This window comes from Nitrobacter sp. 62-13, assembly GCF_001896955.1.
In the GTDB taxonomy this organism is placed as follows: domain Bacteria; phylum Pseudomonadota; class Alphaproteobacteria; order Rhizobiales; family Xanthobacteraceae; genus Nitrobacter.
Map to the genome: position 1 here is coordinate 19167 of NZ_MKRN01000052.1, position 21158 is coordinate 40324.

Consider the following 21158-nt stretch of genomic DNA (forward strand, 5'->3'; position numbering starts at 1 on the left):
CCGCCGCTTCACCCCTCACCCGGCTCGATCTCGCTTTCACTCGATCTCGCCACCCTCTCCCGAAAGGGGAGAGGGTTTCGCAGCACATCCTCTCCTCACGTTGTTGCAGGAAATTCAAAATGACCAAGCCCAAAGTTCTCATTTCCGATGCCCTGTCTCCCGCTGCCGTGCAGATCTTCAAGGATCGCGGCATCGAAGTCGATTTCCAGCCCACGCTCGGCAAGGACAAGGACAAGCTCGCCGAGATCATCGGCAACTACGATGGCCTCGCCATCCGCTCCGCCACCAAGGCGACCGCGAAGATTCTCGCCAATGCCAAGAAGCTGAAGGTGATTGGTCGCGCCGGCATCGGCGTCGACAACGTCGAGATTCCCGCGGCGACGGCCAAGGGCGTCATCGTGATGAACACGCCGTTCGGCAATTCGATCACGACCGCCGAACATGCCATCACCCTGATGCTGGCGCTGGCGCGGGAAATTCCCGCCGCCGACGCCTCGACCCAGGCCGGCAAGTGGGAGAAGAACCGTTTCATGGGCGTCGAGATCACCGGCAAGACGCTCGGCGTGATCGGATGCGGCAACATCGGCTCGATCGTTGCGGATCGCGCTCTCGGCCTGAAGATGAAGGTGATCGCATTCGATCCGTTCCTGTCCCCGGAGCGAGCCAAGGATCTCGGCGTGGAGAAGGTCGAACTCGACGATCTGTTCAAGCGCGCCGATTTCATCACGCTGCATACGCCGTTGACCGACAAGACCCGCAACATCATCGATGCCGCTTCCATCGCCAAGATGAAGAAGGGCGTGCGCATCATCAATTGCGCGCGCGGCGGCCTGGTGGACGAGCAGGCGCTGGTAGATGCGCTCAATGCCAAGCACGTCGCGGGTGCGGCTTTCGACGTGTTCGTCGAGGAACCGGCTACCAAAAACGTTCTGTTCGGCCACCCCAACGTGATCTGCACGCCGCATCTCGGCGCATCCACCACGGAGGCGCAGGAGAACGTCGCGCTGCAGGTCGCCGAGCAGATGTCGGACTATTTGCTCACCGGCGCGATCACCAATGCCATCAACTTTCCATCGATCACGGCGGAGGAAGCGCCGAAGCTGAAGCCGTTCGTCGAGCTTGCGGAAAAGCTCGGCTCGTTCGCGGGCCAACTCACGGAGAGCGGAATTTCCAAGGTGACCATCACCTATGAGGGGCAGGTCGCCGAAATGAAGATCAAGGCGCTGACCTCCGCGGCCCTGTCGGGCCTGCTGCGGCCGATGCTGGGCGACGTCAACGTCGTATCAGCTCCCGTCGTCGCCAAGGAGCGCGGCATGGTGGTGGACGAGGTCGTGCGGGCCGCGCAGAGCGACTACGAAAGCCTGATCACGGTGACGGTCGCAACCGAACGGCAGGAGCGTTCGGTGTCGGGAACGGTTTACGCCGACGGTCAGCCGCGCCTCGTCGACGTCAAGGGCATCCGCGTCGATGCCGAGTTCGGCAAGTCGATGATCTACGTCACCAACGAGGACAAGCCGGGCTTCATCGGCAAGTTCGCCTCTCTGCTCGGTGACGCGGGCGTCAACATCGCGACGTTCAATCTCGGCCGTAACAAGCAAGGCGGCGACGCAATCGCACTGGTCGAGGTCGACGGCAGCGTGCCGGAGAACGTGCTGGCGAAGGTGAAGGCGTTGCCGCAGGTCAAGCAGGTGAAGGCGCTGACGTTCTGACAGCTAAAGGTCATCGGCACGAAGGCCAAGCGCATCCTGCCACGCCGGCGGCGTCATCCGTGAAGGAGTTACCTGATGGATAAGCCAGCTCCGCAGCATGATCCCGAGCCCGGCGGGGAAAGCCGCCGCGGCGCGGTGGTAGGATTGGTCATTGTCGTCGCTCTGCTGGCGGTCGGTCTCTGGCTCGCGCGCGAGCTCGGGTCCGCGAGCCGGATCCAGGATTGCGTGATGTCGGGTCGATCCAACTGCGAACCGATCGATGTGTCTCCGCGATAAGGCGGCAGACCATCTTGTCCGGCGGTCATCTCACTTCATCAGCGCGCGAACCTCGTCGCGCAATGCCTGACGCGAACCGTCGTGCGAATAGAACATGTGGCCGCCGGGATAGACCATGAGTTTGACGCGGTCGCGCGAGCCGAAGGTCGGCAGTTGATCGAGGCGTAGCTGGGACGCGAAATACGGTGTCGCCAGATCGAACAGTCCGTGAGCGACCAGCAGCTTGAACTTTGGGTTCGAGGCAAGCAATTCGCGGATGTCGGACACCGACTCGACGGAAGCCCGATGCTTGCCGAAATCCCATTCCCGGTTGACGGTGCGGCTGAGCAGTTCATAGGAACCGTCCGGCCGCCAGTTCAGCTTGTGCGCATAAAGCTCGAACGCCGCCGATGTCAGCGCGGCCAGCAGCGGCTCTTCCGAGGGATCGTTGAAGTCGCTGTTACTCGAGTCTGGATAGGGATCGAATCCGAGTACCGATCCGTCGTAGCGTCCGGTCACCTTGCCGTTGCGGCGGTCGAAGGCGCGGCGGAATTCGCTGATATCGAATCGCCCGGCGAGGCGACGGCTTTCCGTCTGATCGATCCCCGTCAATGTCGCGAAGCGGTCCGCAAGCCGCCGTGTCGCCGCCACGTCAGCCTGCCCTTTGACGAGGTCGCTCAGGAACTCGCCCCGTGCGTAGGCTTCGACGTCGGCCATGTCGGCGCGGGTCAAGGTTCCGCGCTTCTCGTTTTCCCGTGCGACCGCAGCCATGCTCGGAAGGCTCGCCACGAACCGGGTCAATCCCGTGCCAAGCACGTCGCCGAAGTCGAGCGCCGGCGAGATCAAAATCAGCCCGTTGACGGCGACGCCTTGCCGTGTCTGCAGGTTGCGGACGATCTTCGGCCCGCGAATGCCGCCATAACTTTCGCCGGTGATAAACTTCGGCGATTGCATCCGGTCGGCTTTCTCCAGCCAGCGGCGGATCACCAGCGCGATCGAGGCCACATCGCCGTCGACCGTCAAGAAGCGTTTCCGCGCCTCGTCGCCGCTCGCGATCATGCGGCTGTAGCCGGTCCCGAGCGGGTCGATGAAAACGAGATCGGTGAAGTCGAGCCAGGTTTCGGCGTTCGGCTCGAGCGTAAGCGGTGCGGCGGAACCAGCGATCGCGCGATCCATCGCGATGCGCCAGGGACCGTTGCTGCCGAATTGCAGCCACGCCGAGGACGCACCGGGACCGCCGTTGAACACGAAGGTCACCGGGCGGCTGCGGGGATCGGCGCCGTCGAGCTGATAGGCCGTGGTTGCGATGTCCGCCTGCGGTTCGCCCTTGTCGTCGAAAATACGAATCGCGCCGGCGGTTGCCGTGAAGGCCAGCGTGCGTCCGGGCAGTTGGAGCTTATGCCTGGTGGTCGCGGCCGGCGGTAAACGGTGCTCGTTCGCGATTGTCGCAGGTCCGCCGTGCGGTTTATCGCCTTCGGCCTTTGATGCGGGCGGCTTCGCCTCTGTCTGATGCGGCGTCGCGACGGGCGCCGCATCGTCGGCATGGGTGGCGGAGGCAAGCAGCATCGCCATCAGCATCGCTGTGACGCGGGCGTTGCGGAATATAAGACCGGGCATCTGCTGCTACTCCTGTTCGTCTCGCCGTTTTGAGCGGCAAACTTGAGGCCGAGCATTGCCTGAAATCGTGGCAGGCGCCGGATTCCATGCAGGCGGCCGGCCCCATCGGGGCCGAGCGGAAACATGCGCGGCGACCACATGGCTGCGCGATTGCCGCAGCCTTGCGGCCTCGCGCCAACTTAACCTGCGGCGGGCCGCCGGGTCACCCTTTCCGAAAATGGATTTTTAGGGCGAATCAATGGCTTGGAGACGGTCTCGCGTGCATTTGGAGGTCCGTTCCCGCTTGCGTCTGCGGCACGCATCCTTTATCCGATGGGACGCCTCACAGGGTGGCGTGTCCGAGTTGCGTCTGTCGTGTTTCAGCCAGTGCGGTGAATCGGAAGCTCGCTTCATTTCCGAGCCTTTTTGCAGGTCCATCAAGAACATCTGAACCGGCCCACTGGAATCATGCGTTGCTCGTCTCCTTCGAATCCCGAACGTCGCTGGGAAGCGCGCTGCATGATGAGGCGAACACTGGTGATCTTTTGATTCTAACATCTGCGTCCGTTGCGATAGGCGTTACGGCAAATGTTGGAATCAAGGGACCACCGGCGACTACCAGGATTTTAGTGCAGGGAACATTCGCGCCCCGCGGCTAGGCGAGTTGCGATAGTCAAATTCACTCCACCAACCGCGTCTCACCTTTGTAAGGAACTTCCACGAAAATGACCAACGTTGTCGTCGTCGGTGCCCAGTGGGGCGACGAGGGAAAGGGCAAGATCGTCGACTGGTTGTCGGAGCAGGCGGATATCGTCGTTCGCTTCCAGGGCGGCCACAATGCCGGTCATACGCTCGTTATCGACGGCAACACCTACAAGCTGGCGCTGCTGCCCTCAGGCGTCGTGCGTTCGTCGAAACTGTCGATCATCGGTAACGGCGTGGTGTTCGACCCGCAGGCCTTCGTCGACGAGGTCGAAAAGCTGAAGGGGCAGGGCGTCGACATCGGTCCGCACAATCTTCGCGTCGCCGAGAACGTCACGCTGATTCTGCCGCTGCATCGCGAATTGGACTCCTTGCGCGAGAACGCCAGCGCCGCGACGGCGATCGGCACTACCCAGCGCGGCATCGGCCCGGCCTATGAGGACAAGGTCGGCCGTCGCGCCATCCGCCTGATGGATCTCGCCGACCCGCAGACGCTGCCGCACAAGATCGAGCGGCTGCTCGCCCATCACAATGCCTTGCGCCGTGGTCATGGCATCGCGGAAGTGGATAGCGGGGCATTGCTCAAGGATCTCGCCGCAATTGCGCCGCGGGTGCTGCCCTATGCTGACAGTGTGTGGAATCTGCTCGATCACAAACGCCGCGAGGGCAAGCGTATCCTGTTCGAAGGCGCGCAAGGCGCGTTGCTGGACGTCGATCACGGCACCTACCCTTACGTCACGTCTTCCAATACCGTCGCGGCCCAGGCCGCCACCGGCACCGGAATGGGGCCCAGCGCGCTTGGTTACGTACTCGGGATTTGCAAGGCTTACACCACGCGCGTCGGCCAGGGACCGTTTCCGACCGAACTCACCGACGAGATCGGGGAACTGATCGGCCGGCGCGGCAAGGAATTCGGCGTCAACACCGGACGCAAGCGGCGCTGCGGGTGGTTCGATGCCATGCTGGTCCGGCAGACCGTCCGCACCAGCGGCATCCACGGACTGGCTCTGACAAAGCTCGACATCCTCGACGGTTTCGACGCCATCAAGGTCTGCACCGGCTACAAGCTCGACGGCAAGGAGATCGACCATCTGCCGGCCGGAGAGGGGGCGCAGGCTCGGATCGAGCCGCTCTATGAGACCATCGAAGGCTGGAAGGAGCCGACCGCCAACGCCCGGTCCTGGGCCGAGTTGCCGGCCCAAGCCATAAAATATGTGCGGCGGATCGAGGAACTGATTGGTTGCCCGGTGGCTCTGCTGTCTACCAGTCCCGAGCGCGAGGATACCATCCTGGTGCAGAACCCGTTCGAGGCTTGACAAGATGATGGTACGGGAATGCGTTCAAGGCTCAAGCATGATCCCGAAAAGCGAAAGCCGGTTCTTGGATAAGATCATGCTCAAGCAGAAGGATAGATTAGGATCTGGTCCAATGCAGTCGAATCAGACTCTCATGTTCGCGGCATTGAAGAGATATGGCTGACTATTACCCGCTCATCGCGCGCGCCATCGCCGGGCTGGACGTCAATGCGCCCGGCGAGCAAAGGCGTGCGCTCTATGAGCGGGCGCGGACCGCGCTGATCGCGCAACTCCGCAGCGTCGAGCCGCCTTTGAGCGAATCCGAGATCACCCGCGAGCGGCTGTCCCTGGAGGAGGCCGTGCGCAAGGTCGAGTCCGAGGCCGCCCAGCGCGCCCGCGAAGCCTCGCGCGTCAGCGGTTCGCGAGCGGGCGATGCTTTCCGCGCCTCGACCCGCGCGGCGATGAAGTCGCAGGACACAGCCGCACCGCCGCATGTCCGCCCGCGCGCCAACGTCACGCCTCAACCGCGCACCCCCCGCGCTGATCCGCCGCCTGCGGATCCATCGCCGTCTTGGCGGCCGCCCACGCCGCCGAGTCCCACTCAGGATGCGCCGTCGCCAGGTCGGGAGCGGCAGGGCCAGCCGCGCCGCAACCCGGAGCCCGATCGTTCGCCGCCACCTCCTGTGCCGGGCTTTCGGGATGTCACCGCGGACGCCGACGATCTCGGCCGCGCGGCCGCTCAGGCCAACCGCTCGGCGCGCCGCACCTACGCCAACGTGCCGTCGCCGTCGCCCGAATTCGATCGGCTGGAGCCCAGCCTCGAGAATCGCGGTGCCTTCGAGGGGTCATATCCTTACGACGAATCGCCAGGCGGTGGCGCGGACGAGCAGCCGCCGCCGCTGCCACGTTCGTGGCCCCAACCTGGGCGCGACAAGCCGAAGCGCCTGTTCGGCGACGGCTTTCCGTTCAAGAGCGCGATCGCCGCGGGCCTCGTGCTGATCCTCGCCGGCGCCGGCATCGTATGGGGTCCGAAGGCGGTCTCCGCGGTGCGCGGCCTGTTCGGCTCGTCAACGGACCAGGCTGCCGAGATACCAAAGCCGGTGACGCCGGGACCAAAGCCGAAGATCACCGATCGGGTCGGCCAGCCCCCGTCGTCCGAAACGGTGGCGCCAGTGGCGCAGCGGGTCGTGCTGTATGACGAGGACCCGTCCGACCCCAAGGGCAAACAATATGTCGGATCGGTCGTGTGGCGCACCGAGGAGGTGAAGGGCGCAGCCGGCAAGACGCCGGAGATCGCCGTGCGCGCCGACATCGACATCCCCGAGCGCAAGTTCAAGATGACGATGTCGTTCCGCCGCAACACCGACACCTCGCTGCCGGCGAGTCACACGGCGGAGCTGACGTTCGTGCTGCCTCCGGATTTTGACGGCGGCGGCGTCTCCAATGTGCCCGGCATTCTGATGAAGTCCAACGAGCAGGCGCGCGGCACCCCCCTCGCGGGACTCGCAGTGAAGGTCACCGACGGTTTCTTCCTGGTCGGACTGTCCAATGTCGAGGCCGACCGGGCGCGCAACCTCCAGCTCCTGAAGGAGCGCTCGTGGTTCGACGTGCCGCTGGTTTATTCGAATCAGCGCCGCGCCATCATCGCCATCGAAAAGGGAGCCCCGGGCGAGCGCGCCTTCAACGAGGCGTTCACCGCCTGGGGCGAGTAACCTTCACCGCGTCACGCGACGCGCGCAGCTTCGCCTTTCATCTCGGGACAGCGGAGCCTCGCAGTTCGCAAAGCTCTGACCGTGGCGATTCGCGTTCAGGCGGGGCTGTCCTCGCCTGCACGCACGGCAACATCCATCAGATGACGCGCGTCGGTAATGCCGTCAGCGGCATTGCGCACGAGTGTCTCTGCCATCCTCGCCTTGGCTGCCGGTGTGCGATGCTCAGGTCCGATCTGCTCGACGGCGATGTCGAGCAGTTCACGCAGATGCGCAATATATTCGGCGTCGAATTTCTGCGGCGGAACCTGACTCATGATGCCCTCCTTCGTTCGCGAGTGGAATGGTGCCGTCGCAATAGGGCAGGTTTGAGTCCTGGAAAGGGAGATGTCGAGGCGCAAACGTGAACGATATTTTCCTGGTCGCTACGAACGCAAACATCGAGGTTCGCCGCTTGGTGCGCGATGCTTGTTCACCCGCTGCTTTCGCCGCCGTTTCGTACCGACGCCGCGCACGAAGGTTCATACGGAAACTTGAGCAGCGACGGCGTGCCGCAGCTTGCGAAAGCCGTCGAACGGGCCCATGTGAAGCGTCATGAAAGGGAACACCACGAACGCCATGCCGAACGACGATCCGTTTTCTTCGGGCAGCCGCTCCCGTGGATCGTCAGCGCGCGCAAAGATCATCGATCAGGACGGTCGGGAGATCCATCAGGGTCCCCTCGGATCGGATGGTTCTGGCTTTGACGCGAGTGCGTTTCGGACCTTTCAGCAAGGTCCGTTCGTGTCCGGCTTCGATTTCAGCGCAGCATTCCAGCCGCTCACCCGCGAGCAGCGGCTGGCGCGGCTCGACGCGATCGCGAAACTGCTCGACGTGGCCTTCATTGTGCCGGGAACGAACATCCGCTACGGCATCGACGGTCTGATCGGATTGGTGCCGATCATCGGCGATATCGTCACCACCGCGATCTCGCTGTGGCTCGTGCGCGAAGCGCGGGCGCTCGGTGCGCCCTGGCACATTACGGCGCGGATGCTCGGCAATGTCGCGGTTGACGGCGTGGTCGGCTTGGTGCCGGTGGCCGGCGACGCCTTTGACGTGATGTTTCGCGCCAACATGCGCAACGTGCGCATGCTCAAACGCTGGCTCGATCGGCAGCCGCGTTAGCGCATTATCCCGACGTTGTTGATTTTGGAGCCGCGAAAATGTCAGGCGGCGTCTTTCGACGCGCTCGCCTCGGCGGAGGTCGTCTCGGGTTTGCGGCGGGGCAGCGGAAAATCGCGGCTCTCGTAGAGCGAGCGGATACCGTTCTGGTCGAAGCGGGCTTCGTCGACCTGAAGATATGCACCATTCAGCGAGTCAGCCGGCAGTTCCTCGATCGCGAAACGCACCGCATCGGCCGCGGTGTCGAAACGGCGATAGGCGAAGCCGGCCCGCTTTTTCTTGCGGATCGCAGCCGGGAACAGTTCGGCGGATTTCTTGAAGCTGAATGCCATGGCGGAACCTCTACAGATGGCGCTTTTGGAGAACGAACCGGTGCTGAAAGCGAAGCCGTCGGCCGTCGCTTGGCATGCAGCATGTTCGTGATGCCCCATTTATATAGGGTACGAGGCGGAAATTGCGACCTTCCGGGGCCGAAATCGTGAATTTTGGCGCGAGAAACCTGGCGCGGAGAGTGAGGCTCGAGAAATAAGATATTGATATCAATATCCTACCGGTCAGAGAAGGCGCGTGTTCCAGCCGCGCGTCCGACGAGTGCGGCCCATCCCGCGCAACCGGAAAACCGGATTGCGGGAAAAGGCCGGGTATGGCGGCGCGCCGACGGCGTTATTTTGGCTCGAGTTTCAAGGCGGCCGAATTGATGCAGTATCGCAAGCCGCTCGGACCTGGGCCGTCGTTGAAGACATGGCCGAGATGGCCGCTACATCTCGAGCACAGGACCTCGGTTCGGATCATGCCGTGACTGGTGTCGCGTTCCTCGTCGACATGGCTCTCGACTGCAGGCGCGGTGAAGCTCGGCCAGCCGCAGCCCGAATCGAACTTGGCGTCGGACTCGAATAGCGTCTGCCCGCAGCCGGCGCAGACATAGGTGCCTTCGCGGCGCTCGTGCTCGTACTCGCCGGAAAAGGGCTGCTCGGTCGCTTTCTCGCGCAGCACGGCGTATTGCATCGGCGTCAGTTTCTTGCGCCATTCGTTGTCGCTTTTCGTGACCTTCGCCGTTTTGCTGTCTGGCATGGGTTCTCCTTTGCTTCGCGGTCAGTTCGTAACCTTCGCGCTGCTGACCAGCGTCGGCTTCTCGACATAGCTGTCTGCAAAGATCTTCTTCAAATTCCGGATCTTCGGAATGTCATAATAGGCAATATAGGGCTGGCTGGGATGCAGCGTCAGGTAGTCCTGATGATATGATTCGGCCGGAAAAAATCCCTTCAGCAGCCCAACCCTGGTCACGATCGGCTTTTTATAGACCCCGGCAGCATTGAGCTGGGCGATATAGGCATCGGCGACTCTTTTTTGCTCGTCGTTGAGCGTGAAGATCTCCGAGCGATATTGCGTGCCGGTGTCCGGTCCCTGCCGGTCGAGCTGGGTGGGATCGTGCGTCACCGAGAAGAATATCTGCAGGATTCTTCCATAACTGATCTGCTTCGGGTCGAATTTGATTTCGACAGACTCTGCGTGTCCCGTGGTGCCGGTGCTTACCTTCTCGTATTCCGCGGTCTCCTTCGCGCCGCCGGCGTAGCCGGAGACCGCGTTCAGCACGCCAGCGGTATGCTGGAACACGCCCTGCACGCCCCAGAAGCAGCCGCCGGCGACAACGGCAGTCTGGATGCCGGTGGCAGCCTTGGCATCCAGGGCGGGCGGCGGAATGATCACGGCGTCTTCCGCAGCACGGGAAGGTCCGGAGAAGGACCACAACGCGACCGTTCCGGCGACAGCGGCGGCGACGACGAGAGCGTTACGGCTGAACGGATTGCGCATGGAAATTATCCTTTCGAGCTTTAGGGACGCTGGACGGAAGGAGCGATGCGTCGGGGACCGACCAATTGCAGCCGGCCCGCATTGCTTAGTTACGCAAATGCAGATCGGATTGTTACGGCTGCCGATGTTCGGTGGCCACACGAATCCGTGAATAAATCCGAGGGGTCCGATATGAGGGTTAGCTCAGGGATTGAAGTGCGCGACAATCGCCGGCTTTGGCGGCCGACCCAGCCGCGCCGCCCAGCCGGTCAGGCGGTTTCGGATCGCGCTCTGGAGCGGTCTTTCGACATATCGCCAGAGGATCCAACTGGCTAAGCCAACGCCGAGGATGATCGCCATCACCCCGAGTTCGGCGTTGGCCGGGGCCAGTCGCACAAAAAGCGTGTAGCCGATCTGTTGATGCAGCAAATACAGCGGGTAGGTGATGCCGCCGATCACTACCGTTACGGTCGGCGGCAGCGGAAAACGCTTGATCCGCGTTGCCAGGAAAATTGCGATGATCGACGTCAGACAGATGGCCGCCACGATCCACGAAACGAAGGTCGTCCCTGAATGCGAGTGCAACCACGCCAGCGAATGAACCGCGTGGAAGATCGCAACGCCTGCGGAGAGGCCGAGGATGCAGTAAACCATGAGGTCGCGGCGACCGCGATAGATCTCGTAGATCATCAGGCCAGTGGCGAAGTAGCCGGCATCATCCGCCAGAAAGATGTTTTCCATAAAGCGCGCATCGATGGTCAGTTCGTTGGCCATCGACAGGCAGAGCCACCCCAGCACGATGGCGTCGATCCGGCGGGGAAATAGCCCTGTTGCAATGAATAGCGTCACCCAGCCGTAGAACGTCATTTCGATGACAAGCGACCAATAGGCGCTATCCATATAGGGAAAATGCAGCGCCGGCGCGAAGATCAGCAGGTTCGCAAGCCATTGGCCGATGCTTGTCGTGAAGTCCGGTTTTCCCAACGTCAGGACCGTCAGGAAAGTCATCGTCATGCACAGAAGGAACGTTGGGTAGATACGGCTGAAGCGCGCGATAGCAAATCCGGTTGCGCTGCGTCCTTCTGCGGAATAGGCGATCACAAAGCCGCTGATGACGAAGAAGGCCGGCACGCCAAGGAATCCATACATGGCGAACGGACTGATCTGCGGGATTGCGATATGCGTGAAATCGCCGGTGGCCGGTCCTCGGAAACCGTAATGATAGAAGATTACGCCGAACACGGCCACAAGGCGCAGCACGTCCAGGGCCTGAACGCGTGACGCCGTACCGGTGGGGTGCGGGTTCGTGCGGTGATCCATGTGGAACGTGTTTCCGGGTTGCATGGAAACAATACGCGCGCGATCGCACCCGCAAAATGGTTAATGCGATTCGTCGTTAAAAGCGTATGGCGTAAAACCGTGCACTTATTTGAAGCGCGGCCGCCGAACGTCGGCCCGGCGGAAACGTACGCCCTCCTTGTCGCCAAGACGCGTTGCGACGTACCCGGCCTCGATGCAGGCCTGGCGTTGCGGCATCCGTTCTTCCGGCGCACGTGTGGTGTCCCACCACGACGCGCGCTGGGCCGCGCGCGGAAGATCGCCGTCGATGATGTCCTCGATCTGCCCAAAACTCAGGACGAATTCGACCTGCGTCTGCTGCTTCAGGTAGTCGCGCAGCGCATCGTAGTTCGGCACGGCATTACGCCTTGAGGTATTTCTGCATGTCCGCGCGCAAACCGTCGCGGAGGTCGGCGCGCGCCATTCCGAATGCAATGTTGGCGCGCAGGAAGCCGGCGCGCGAGCCGCAGTCGTGACGCTCGCCTTCGAATTCGAGGCCATAGAAGGCTTGCGATTTCGACAGGCCGATCATGGCGTCGGTGAGCTGGATTTCGCCGCCGGCGCCCCGTTCCTGGGTTTCGAGAATGTTGAAGATCTCGGGCTGCAGGACGTAGCGTCCGGTGATGGAGAGATTGGAGGGTGCTGTGCCCTTCGGTGGCTTCTCCACCATGCCGTCGATCTCGAAGATGTTGCCGCTGCGCTTGCCGACGCCGCAGATGCCGTAATTGTGGGTCATGTCATCGGGCACGGCTTCGACCGCGACAACGTTGGATTTCGGGCCGAGATTCGTTGCCGCCTGTATCATCTGCTTGAGGCAGCCGGGCGTGTTCAGCACCAGTTCGTCCGGCAGCACCACCGCGAACGGCTCGTCGCCGACGATGTCGCGGGCGCACCACACCGCATGGCCAAGTCCCAGCGGCGCCTGCTGCCGGGTAAAGCTTACGGCGCCTGCCGCGGGCTGGAACTGCGCCAGAAGATCGGCTTCGGTCTTCTTGCCGCGCGCCTTCAACGTTTCGTCCAGCTCGAACTGGCGGTCGAAGTGATCTTCGATCGTGCCCTTGTTACGGCCGGTGACGAAAACGAAGTGTTCGATTCCAGCTTCCCTCGCTTCATCGAACACATATTGGATGAGCGGCCGATCGACGATCGTCAGCATTTCCTTCGGCATCGCCTTGGTGGCGGGAAGGACACGGGTGCCGAGGCCGGCGACCGGGAAAACGGCTTTGCGGATTTTCATGTCAGTCTTCAGGATTGTTTTGCGGGCGGAAGGAGCACAATCGATTGTATCTTGTTAGCCGGTTTTGCATCCGGGAACAAAGGCGGATCTGTGGTGGCGGCGGGTTGCCGTATTGGGAGCGGGCAATTCCGGATGCCGCGAGCGTGAAGTATCGGTGCAAACTGCGACGGATTTCCGCATCCGCCTTAAAAAAGACCTTCCGTTAAGCCGATGGAAACCGTGACAGGGCCTCCTGAGATAGGGGATACTCATCGAAACGGGTCAGCCATGGTCGCGATTGTGATGCAGGTCAGGATACGCGGGATCGCTACGGCGGCGGTCGTCGCGCTTGCGGCGCTTGCGCTGCCGGCCGAGGTGCGCGCGCAGACATCGAACGGCAACGGCATTCAGGGTTTCCTCGATAATCTTTTCACCGGCTCGATCGCAAAAGGCGGGCAGGGCGCGTCCCTGGCGGCGCGCGGCGGATCGGAGCAGTTTCAGTCCGCGCCGAAACAGCCCGCGAGTTCGGCCGCATTGCCCTGGAGCGGCGAGGATGGCGCATCGGGGCATCCGCTTATGACCGCGAGCGCGATCCGCCAGGCCGCAGCGAACTTTCCGAGCTGCGTTGCCGCGATGTGGCCCGATGCGGCGCGCCGTCACGTTACGCGTGAGAATTTCGAGCGGTTCACCGCGGGACTGTCGCCCGATCTGCGCATCATGGACCTGATGGATTCCCAACCCGAATTCACCAAGGCGATATGGGACTATCTGGACATCCTGGTCAGCGATGCGCGTCTTGCGCGCGGGCGCGAGATCCTCGCGACTTACAAGCCGCAGTTCGATGCGGTCGAAAGGGCTTACGGCGTCGATCGCTACGCGATCGCGGCGATATGGGGCATCGAATCGAACTATTCGACCCAGATGGGCGATCGCAGCGTGCTGCAATCCACCGCGACGCTGGCCTGCATCGGCCGTCGCCAGAATTATTTCCGCGACGAATTCTTGTCGGCGCTTGAAATTCTCAATCGTGGCGACCTGCGGCCGGAGCAGATGCGTGGCTCGTGGGCGGGTGCGTTCGGCCCGACGCAGTTCATGCCGACCGCATTCAAGCGCTATGCGGTCGATGGCGACGGCGACGGCCGTCGCGACGTGGTTGACGACCCCGCCGATCTGATCGCCTCGACCGCGAACAACCTGAAGAAGGACGGCTGGCAGACCGGCAAGACCTGGGGCTACGAGGTCGTGGTGCCTAAGGGCTTCAATTACATGATGGCGGATCGCGCCAAGGCGATGACGCTGGCCCAGTGGGAGCATCTCGGCGTGCGGCGCGTGGGCAATAAGACGTTCCCGTATCCCGCCGACCGGGCCTATCTGCTTGCGCCAGCCGGCGCTGAAGGGCCGGGCTTCCTGATGTTGCAGAATTTCCGGGTTTTCATGAAGTACAACCCCGCGGAAGCCTATGCGCTGGCGATCGGCCATTTTGCCGACCGGCTGCGCGGCGGGGCGCCGTTCGTCCAGCCGTGGCCGCGGCAGGAACGGGTGCTGTCACGCGCCGAAAGGCTGGAAATGCAGCAGCTTCTGGCTCGGCAGGGTTTCTATCGCGGAACCCCCGATGGCCAGTTGGGCAGCCAGACGCGGAAGGCGCTGCGCAGCTTCCAGGCCTCGATCGGGGCGCCGGCCGACGGATTTGCATCGTCCGACGTGCTGGAACGGTTGCGGCAGCGGTAGGTCCCTTCGGATCGGCGGAGGTGCTCTTGACGCCACAGGCCGATGCCCGGCTTATGGGGGCTCGCCGCCCGCTTGCGGCCCGATTCCGCTGATATAATGCTTGCCGGTTTCTTCTTGCGATTGCGCACATGCCCGGACTGAGATCGCTGTTCCGCCGACTGACCGAACGTGGGCCATTGATTGCGTTGGCCGTCGTTGCAACGTTGGTTGCAGCGCCCGCATCGGCCCAGTTCTTCAATTTCGGACTCCAGCAGCGTCCGGCGCATCGCGGCGGCGGCGGAGGAGGAGGGTGGTTCGGTTCCGACAATCCGTTCTTCGCACCCTTTCAGGAACAGCCGCCGAGACGACAGCAGCAGCAACAACAGCAGCGGCCGGCGGAGAATTATTCGCACGCGCCTCCGCCTGAAAAACGCGACACCGTGCCCGAGCGCAATGTGGTGGTGCTCGGCGACGGCATGGCGGACTGGCTTGCTTACGGCCTGGAGGACGCCCTCAGCGAAACACCCGACATGGGCGTGATCCGCAAGCACAAGACCGTCTCCGGCCTCATTCGCTATCAGCCAAAGGGTGATCCGGCGGATTGGGCGGCTGCGGCAAAAACCATTCTCGCCACTGAAAAGCCGGACGCCATCGTGGTCATGCTGGGCCTGCACGACCGCGTATCGATTCGCGAAGCGCTGGAGAAGGAGAAGAGCAAGCCGGACGAGAAGAAAAAGGCCGACGTCGACAAGAAGGATGCCGACAAGAAGGCGGCGGACAAGAAAGAGGCGGACAAGACCGGCAAGGCGGATGCCGCCGTCGCCAAGCCCGACGACAAGCCGGCGGACTCCGAATTGCCGCCCGACGAGGCGGACAGCGATCAACCTTCAACCGCCAGTGAGAAAAGCGCGCGTTCGCCCAACGGAATCGCCGAGTTTCGCAGCGATCGTTGGGCCGAACTTTACAGCAGGAAGATCGACGAGATGATCGCGGTCCTCAAGTCGAAGGGCGTTCCGGTCTTCTGGGTCGGCCTGCCTGCCGTGCGCGGGACGAAATCGACATCCGATATGCTGTATCTCGACTCGCTCTATCGCGGCGCGGCGGATAAAGCGGGCATTACCTATGTCGATATCTGGGACGGCTTTGTCGACGAGAGCGGTCGCTACATCCAGCAGGGACCGGACTTCGAAGGCCAGATCCGGCGGCTGCGCTCTTACGACGGCGTGTATTTCACCAAAGCCGGAGCGCGCAAGCTCGCGCATTATGTCGAGCGCGAGATTACCCGCGTGTTGGCGGCGCGGTCCGGTCCCGTCGCAATTCCCACCGAGCCCGGCACGCCCGACACCGACGTCAAGCCGGGGGAGCCTGCGCCGCGTCCGCTCGCCGGGCCGATCGTGCCGCTGGCGCTGTCTTCGGTCGGCACCGACCAGTTGCTCGGCGGTCCGGGCAGCCATTCCGCTGCGATTGATGCGCTGGCGGCGCGAACGCTGGTGAAGGGCGAACCGTTAACCGCGCCCGCCGGTCGCGCCGACGATTTTGTCTGGCCGCGCCGCGAGGTTGGTCTTGAGCCGGCAAAGGCCGACGCGCCGGTCGCGACGAATGACTCGGCCCCGGCTCCGGCATCGCCGGCGAAGAAACCGCGTCCGGTTCATTCCGCCGGGCAGGCTCGCTCGGACGGACCGCCCGGCTTCCGTGCCTCGCCGCCTTCACACCAGGGGCCGCAGCCGCGCGCGGCATCGCGCCCGCCCGCTCATTCCGGACCTGCGGGATTCTTCTCCGATCTGTTCTCGCGATAGAGCGGGCCGCGCCACCAAAACGCCTGGCCCGGCTCGTTGAGCGCGCGTGAAGAAATCCTGCGTTTGAAAGTCGATCGGCGACGTGGGCTCTTTGCGGTCTTATTCCCCGAGCTGCGTCCTGTAGTCGTCGAGCACGCCCTGCACACGGTAGCAGCTCGTGACATCGGGCGTAAAACTTACCCACTTCTTTTCTGACTCGACGAACACTTGCGAGTCTTTCCCGCCGCGCACACGGCCAGCCTCCATATTGGCCTTGTCGGATTTCGAAAGATAGGGATCCAGCGCTCTCAGGAGCTCGTCGGTCTGACCCGACGTGATCAGGCCTTGCTCCTCGCAATGCGCGGCGGCAGCGAAAAAGGAGCCGGCGCTGACGGCAACGCTGCGCGACATCGCCCATCCCGGCGTCGGGATGACGACGATCAAGAAAACCATCCAACGCGATGCCGCCACTTTCGCCGCCCCCCAACTTTGTCGTGAGAGTAACGTGCGGCGGATGACGATCAATTCACAGATTGTCTCTGTGCACCGTTACGTTTGCGCGTGTGGAATGACCGCGGGCGCGATGGACGGGTTCAACACTCTTGGCGCGATTACCTGGAACGATTCTCGACGATGCACGTGAGCGTGCGTCCACCCCCGACTCGAGCCTTGGCCGCAGCGAAGAACTTCGCGCGGCTTACTGGGGCAGCGTGGTTGTGCCCATCAGTGCCTGATCGATGGAGCGGGCGCACAGGCGTCCTTCGCGAATCGCCCACACGACCAGCGATTGGCCGCGGCGCATGTCGCCGGCCGAAAACACCTTGGGCAGCGAGGTGCGATAGTCCTGCATGTTGGCGCGGACATTGCCGCGCTGGTCGCGTTCGAGGCCGAGAGCCGTAAGCATGCCCTCGTGCACCGGATGCACGAAGCCCATCGCCAACAGCACGAGACCGGCGTCGAGTTCGAATTCGCTGCCGGCGACCGGCTGGAATTTGTCGTCCACGCGGACGCAATGCATCTTCTTGACCTTGCCGTCCGCGCCGGAAAACTTCTGCGTCAGCACCGCGTAGTCGCGCTTGGCGCCCTCGGCCTGGCTGGACGAGGTGCGCATCTTCAACGGCCAGTTCGGCCAGGTCAGCGCCTTGTTTTCATGTTCTGGCGGCGCAGGCATGATCTCGAGCTGCGTCACTGAGAGAGCGCCTTGCCGGAATGAGGTGCCGATGCAGTCGGAGCCGGTGTCGCCGCCTCCGATGACGACCACATGCTTGCCGGTGGCGAGGATGTCCGGCGCGTCGAATTTTTCGTTGCCGTTGCGGCGATTCTGCTGCGGCAGGAAATCCATCGCGAAGTGAATGCCGCCGAGATCGCGGCCGGGTATCGGCAGATCGCGCGGAGCTTCCGCGCCGCCGGTCAGGGCCACCGCGTCGTATTCCTTGACAAGCTGCTGCGGGTCGATCGCGCCGGCCGAACTGCCGCCGACCGGGCTGCCGTAATGGAAAATCACGCCCTCAGCCTGCATCTGCGCCAGGCGGCGGTCGATGATGTGCTTCTCCATTTTGAAATCGGGGATGCCGTAGCGCAGGAGGCCGCCGGCCTTGGCGTTCTTCTCGTAGACATGCACTTCATGACCGGCGCGCGCGAGTTGCTGCGCGCAGGCGAGGCCGGCGGGACCGGAACCGACCACGGCCACCTTCTTGCCGGTCTTTTGCGTCGCGACTTCCGGCTTCAGCCAGCCGTTCTCCCAGGCGCGGTCGACGATGGCGCATTCGATCGTCTTGATGGTGACGGGATTGTCGTCGATGTTGAGCGTACAGGAGGCTTCGCACGGCGCCGGGCAGATGCGGCCGGTGAATTCCGGAAAGTTGTTGGTGGAGTGCAGTGTTCGCGAGGCCTCTTCCCAGTCTCCGCGATAGACGAGATCGTTGAAGTCCGGGATCTGGTTGTTGACCGGGCAGCCTGGCGTGCCGGGTGCGACCGAGCCGGTGCCGTGGCAATAGGGGACGCCGCAGTTCATGCAGCGCGCGGCCTGGTCGCGGGTCTCCTTCTCGGACAGCGGGATCACGAACTCCTTGAAGTTCTTCACCCGCTCCGCGACCGGCGCGTACTTGCGGTCGTGCCGCTCGATTTCCAGAAAACCTGTAATTTTACCCACGGCGTTTCACACTCACGGTAGAAAAAACGGAAAGAAATACCAGTAGCTGAACCCGATCACGGCACCCAGAACGATCATCGAAGGCTCTAGCGTTCCGCTGATGAGATAAGTCGCGAATGGTACGGCTAGTGCGATCGCAAACGATATCAGCCGATGTGCGGTTGCAAATCGCTTTTGCCACGCCATTCAATCTCACGCCCCGATCGCGATTTTCGGTTCAGCGTCCGCGTTGGCCTTCATTTCCTTCAGCGCGCGACGGTACTCCACCGGCATCACTTTACGGAATTTCGGCAAGTAAGCCTTCCAGTTCGCAAGGATGTCGACGGCGCGTCTGGAGCCGGTGAGCTTGGCGTGGCGCGTGATCAGAACGTGCAGCCGCTCGACGTCGGAGTTCAGCAGGTTCTGGAACACGTCGACCCGGCCATGCGCCTCGAGGTCGCCGCTGTGGTGATAGGTGCCGGCATTGATCATCTCTTCCGACAGCACCGGCTCGAGATCGACCATCGCGAGGTTGCACAGTTTCGGAAAATCGCCACTCTCGTCGAGCACGTAGGCGACGCCGCCGGACATCCCGGCCGCGAAGTTGCGCCCGGTCTTGCCCAGCACGACCACGATGCCGCCGGTCATGTATTCGCAGCAATGATCGCCGGCGCCCTCGACCACGGCGACCGCGCCGGAGTTGCGCACGGCGAAGCGCTCGCCGGCGACGCCGCGGAAGTAGCACTCGCCCTCGATCGCGCCGTACATCACGGTGTTGCCGACGATGATCGATTCCTCCGGCACGATGCCGGAGTTCGCCGGCGGTCGCACGATGATACGTCCGCCGGAGAGGCCCTTGCCGACATAGTCGTTGCCTTCGCCCTCGAGATCGAAGGTGATGCCGCGGCAGAGCCAGGCGCCGAACGCTTGCCCGGCGGTGCCCCTGAGGCGGACCTGGATCGTGTCGAGCGGCAGACCGGCGTGGCCGTAGATCTTCGCCACGGCACCGGACAGCATCGCGCCGGCCGAACGGTCGGTGTTGTTGATGGCGGTCTCGATCGTCACCGGCGCGCCGCGGTCGAGCGCCGGCTTCGCCTCGACGATCAGCTTGCGGTCCAGCACCTTGTCGAGGTGATGGTCCTGCGCCTCGACGTGATAGATCGTCTGGCCGGGCGCTTCCTTCTGCCGGTAGAACAGCTTCGAAAAGTCGAGCCCCTTGGCCTTCCAGTGCGTGACCAGCGCGCTCTGGTCGAGCATCTGCACCTGGCCGATCATCTCGTTGAAGGTGCGATAGCCGAGCTGCGCCATGATCTCGCGCACTTCCTCGGCGACGAAGAAGAAGTAGTTGATGACATGCTCGGGCTGGCCGGTGAAGCGCTTGCGCAGCACCGGATCCTGGGTGGCGACGCCGACGGGGCAGGTGTTGAGATGACACTTGCGCATCATGATGCAGCCGGCGGCGATCAGCGGCGCGGTGGCGAAGCCGAATTCATCTGCACCGAGAAGGGCGCCGATCACCACGTCGCGGCCGGTGCGGAAGCCGCCGTCGACCTGCACGGCGATGCGCGAGCGCAGCCGTTCGCGCACCAGCGTCTGATGGGTTTCGGCAAGGCCGATCTCCCACGGCGAACCGGCGTGCTTGATCGAGGTGAGGGGGCTTGCGCCGGTGCCGCCCTCGAAACCGGCGATGGTGACGTGATCGGCGCGAGCCTTGGCGACGCCCGCGGCAACGGTGCCGACGCCGATCTCGGAAACGAGCTTCACCGAGACCAGACTTTCGGGATTGACGTTCTTCAGGTCGTAGATGAGCTGGGCGAGGTCCTCGATCGAATAGATGTCGTGATGCGGCGGCGGCGAGATCAGGCCGACGCCGGGCGTCGAGTGGCGCACGCGCGCGATGGTGGCGTCGACCTTGTGGCCGGGCAACTGTCCGCCTTCGCCGGGCTTGGCGCCCTGCGCCATCTTGATCTGCATCATGTCGGAGTTGACGAGATACTCGGTGGTGACGCCGAAGCGGCCGGAGGCGACCTGCTTGATCGCCGAGCGCATCGAATCGCCGTTCGGCATCGGCTTGAAGCGGTCCGCTTCCTCGCCGCCTTCGCCGGTATTGGACTTGCCGCCGATCCGGTTCATCGCGATCGCGAGCGTGGTGTGGGCTTCACGAGAAATGGAGCCGAAGCTCATCGCGCCAGTGGCGAAACGCTTGACGATCTCCTTCGCCGGCTCGACCTCGTCGAGGGCGACAGGCTTGCGGTTCTCGTCCTCGGCTCTCTTGATCCTGAACAGGCCGCGCAGCGTCAACAGGCGCTCGGACTGCTCGTTGAGGATCTTCGCGAACGCGCGATAGCGCTCCTGCGAATTGCCGCGCACGGCGTGCTGCAGGTTGGCGACCGACTCCGCGGTCCAGGCGTGATCCTCGCCACGGGTGCGGTAGGCGTATTCGCCACCGACATCGAGCGCGGTCTTGTAGATCTGCACGTCGCCGAACGCGTCCGCATGCCGCCGCACGGTTTCTTCCGCGATTTCCGCAAGGCCGACGCCCTCGATGCGAGTGTGCGTGCCGGCGAAATACTTCGCGACGAATTCGGCCTTCAGCCCGACGGCGTCGAAGATCTGCGCGCCGCAATAGGACTGGTAGGTCGAGATGCCCATCTTCGACATCACCTTGAGCAGACCCTTGCCGATCGACTTGATGTAGCGCTTGACGATGTCCTTGTCGTCGAGGCTGCCGGGCAGGCGATCCTTCATCGCGATGATGCTCTCGAACGCGAGA

General features: G+C 63.1%; 19 protein-coding genes. 7 read left to right on the plus strand and 12 right to left on the minus strand.

Annotation, left to right across the window (positions count from 1 at the left end):
• Positions 1 to 119 precede the first annotated feature (119 nt).
• Positions 120 to 1709: a phosphoglycerate dehydrogenase gene (serA, locus tag BGN91_RS05700; RefSeq protein ID WP_292611304.1), complete on the plus strand. Its 1590-nt coding sequence runs from the start codon at positions 120 to 122 to the stop codon at positions 1707 to 1709.
• 75 nt (positions 1710 to 1784) lie between these two features.
• A complete protein-coding gene (locus BGN91_RS05705; RefSeq protein WP_292611306.1) occupies positions 1785 to 1985 on the plus strand; it encodes a hypothetical protein in 201 nt (66 codons plus the stop codon).
• Positions 1986 to 2015: 30 nt separating this feature from the next.
• On the opposite strand, the gene BGN91_RS05710 is transcribed toward BGN91_RS05705, so the two are convergent.
• The gene (locus BGN91_RS05710) at positions 2016 to 3581 is read right to left on the minus strand and encodes a peptidase S10 (RefSeq protein ID WP_292611307.1); all 1566 of its coding nucleotides are present in this window, start codon (positions 3579 to 3581) and stop codon (positions 2016 to 2018) included.
• 704 nt (positions 3582 to 4285) lie between these two features.
• Here BGN91_RS05710 and BGN91_RS05715 point away from each other — a divergent pair.
• Positions 4286 to 5578, plus strand: a complete 1293-nt coding sequence (locus BGN91_RS05715; protein WP_292611309.1) for an adenylosuccinate synthase — start codon at positions 4286 to 4288, stop codon at positions 5576 to 5578.
• A 155-nt stretch (positions 5579 to 5733) separates the two neighbouring features.
• Positions 5734 to 7269, plus strand: a complete 1536-nt coding sequence (locus BGN91_RS05720; RefSeq protein ID WP_292611311.1) for a hypothetical protein — start codon at positions 5734 to 5736, stop codon at positions 7267 to 7269.
• 95 nt (positions 7270 to 7364) lie between these two features.
• On the opposite strand, the gene BGN91_RS05725 is transcribed toward BGN91_RS05720, so the two are convergent.
• Both BGN91_RS05725 and BGN91_RS05730 read right to left on the minus strand, forming a co-directional pair.
• Entirely contained in the window at positions 7365 to 7583 is a 219-nt protein-coding gene (locus BGN91_RS05725) for a hypothetical protein (RefSeq protein ID WP_292611313.1), read from the minus strand.
• A 204-nt stretch (positions 7584 to 7787) separates the two neighbouring features.
• A complete protein-coding gene (locus BGN91_RS05730; protein ID WP_292611342.1) occupies positions 7788 to 7952 on the minus strand; it encodes a hypothetical protein in 165 nt (54 codons plus the stop codon).
• On the opposite strand from BGN91_RS05730, the gene BGN91_RS05735 reads away from it, so the two are divergent.
• On the plus strand, positions 7885 to 8430 hold the full coding sequence (locus BGN91_RS05735; protein ID WP_292611338.1) for a DUF4112 domain-containing protein: 546 nt from the start codon (positions 7885 to 7887) through the stop codon (positions 8428 to 8430). The two genes, BGN91_RS05730 and BGN91_RS05735, sit on opposite strands and share 68 nt — an antisense overlap.
• A 41-nt stretch (positions 8431 to 8471) precedes the next feature.
• On the opposite strand, the gene BGN91_RS05740 is transcribed toward BGN91_RS05735, so the two are convergent.
• The 6 genes from BGN91_RS05740 to BGN91_RS05765 all read right to left on the minus strand — a co-directional run bounded on the left by BGN91_RS05740 (position 8472) and on the right by BGN91_RS05765 (position 12793).
• The gene (locus tag BGN91_RS05740) at positions 8472 to 8759 is read right to left on the minus strand and encodes a hypothetical protein (RefSeq protein ID WP_292611315.1); all 288 of its coding nucleotides are present in this window, start codon (positions 8757 to 8759) and stop codon (positions 8472 to 8474) included.
• 331 nt (positions 8760 to 9090) lie between these two features.
• Positions 9091 to 9498, minus strand: coding sequence for a peptide-methionine (R)-S-oxide reductase MsrB (gene msrB, locus BGN91_RS05745; RefSeq protein WP_292611317.1), 408 nt, complete (start codon positions 9496 to 9498; stop codon positions 9091 to 9093).
• Between the two features lie 21 nt (positions 9499 to 9519).
• A complete protein-coding gene (gene msrA, locus BGN91_RS05750; RefSeq protein ID WP_292611318.1) occupies positions 9520 to 10239 on the minus strand; it encodes a peptide-methionine (S)-S-oxide reductase MsrA in 720 nt (239 codons plus the stop codon).
• A gap of 183 nt (positions 10240 to 10422) precedes the next feature.
• Positions 10423 to 11538, minus strand: coding sequence for an acyltransferase (locus BGN91_RS05755; RefSeq protein ID WP_292611319.1), 1116 nt, complete (start codon positions 11536 to 11538; stop codon positions 10423 to 10425).
• A 105-nt stretch (positions 11539 to 11643) separates the two neighbouring features.
• Positions 11644 to 11913 (minus strand): hypothetical protein, encoded by a 270-nt coding sequence (locus BGN91_RS05760; RefSeq protein WP_292611321.1) that lies wholly within the window; start codon positions 11911 to 11913, stop codon positions 11644 to 11646.
• 4 nt (positions 11914 to 11917) lie between these two features.
• Positions 11918 to 12793 carry a UTP--glucose-1-phosphate uridylyltransferase gene (locus BGN91_RS05765; protein ID WP_292611324.1) on the minus strand — a complete coding sequence of 292 codons (876 nt, stop codon included), beginning with the start codon at positions 12791 to 12793 and terminating at the stop codon, positions 11918 to 11920.
• 267 nt (positions 12794 to 13060) lie between these two features.
• Here BGN91_RS05765 and BGN91_RS05770 point away from each other — a divergent pair, with 267 nt between their 5' ends.
• Positions 13061 to 14500, plus strand: coding sequence for a lytic murein transglycosylase (locus BGN91_RS05770; RefSeq protein ID WP_292611326.1), 1440 nt, complete (start codon positions 13061 to 13063; stop codon positions 14498 to 14500).
• 128 nt (positions 14501 to 14628) lie between these two features.
• Positions 14629 to 16275, plus strand: a complete 1647-nt coding sequence (locus BGN91_RS05775; protein WP_292611328.1) for a DUF459 domain-containing protein — start codon at positions 14629 to 14631, stop codon at positions 16273 to 16275.
• A gap of 99 nt (positions 16276 to 16374) precedes the next feature.
• Here BGN91_RS05775 and BGN91_RS05780 read toward each other — a convergent pair whose 3' ends face one another.
• The 3 genes from BGN91_RS05780 to BGN91_RS05790 all read right to left on the minus strand — a co-directional run.
• Positions 16375 to 16779 (minus strand): hypothetical protein, encoded by a 405-nt coding sequence (locus BGN91_RS05780; RefSeq protein WP_292611330.1) that lies wholly within the window; start codon positions 16777 to 16779, stop codon positions 16375 to 16377.
• Between the two features lie 172 nt (positions 16780 to 16951).
• Positions 16952 to 18406: a glutamate synthase subunit beta gene (locus BGN91_RS05785; protein ID WP_292611332.1), complete on the minus strand. Its 1455-nt coding sequence runs from the start codon at positions 18404 to 18406 to the stop codon at positions 16952 to 16954.
• 192 nt (positions 18407 to 18598) lie between these two features.
• Positions 18599 to 21158: glutamate synthase-related protein (locus BGN91_RS05790; RefSeq protein ID WP_292611334.1), on the minus strand; the 2560-nt coding region annotated here is incomplete at its 5' end.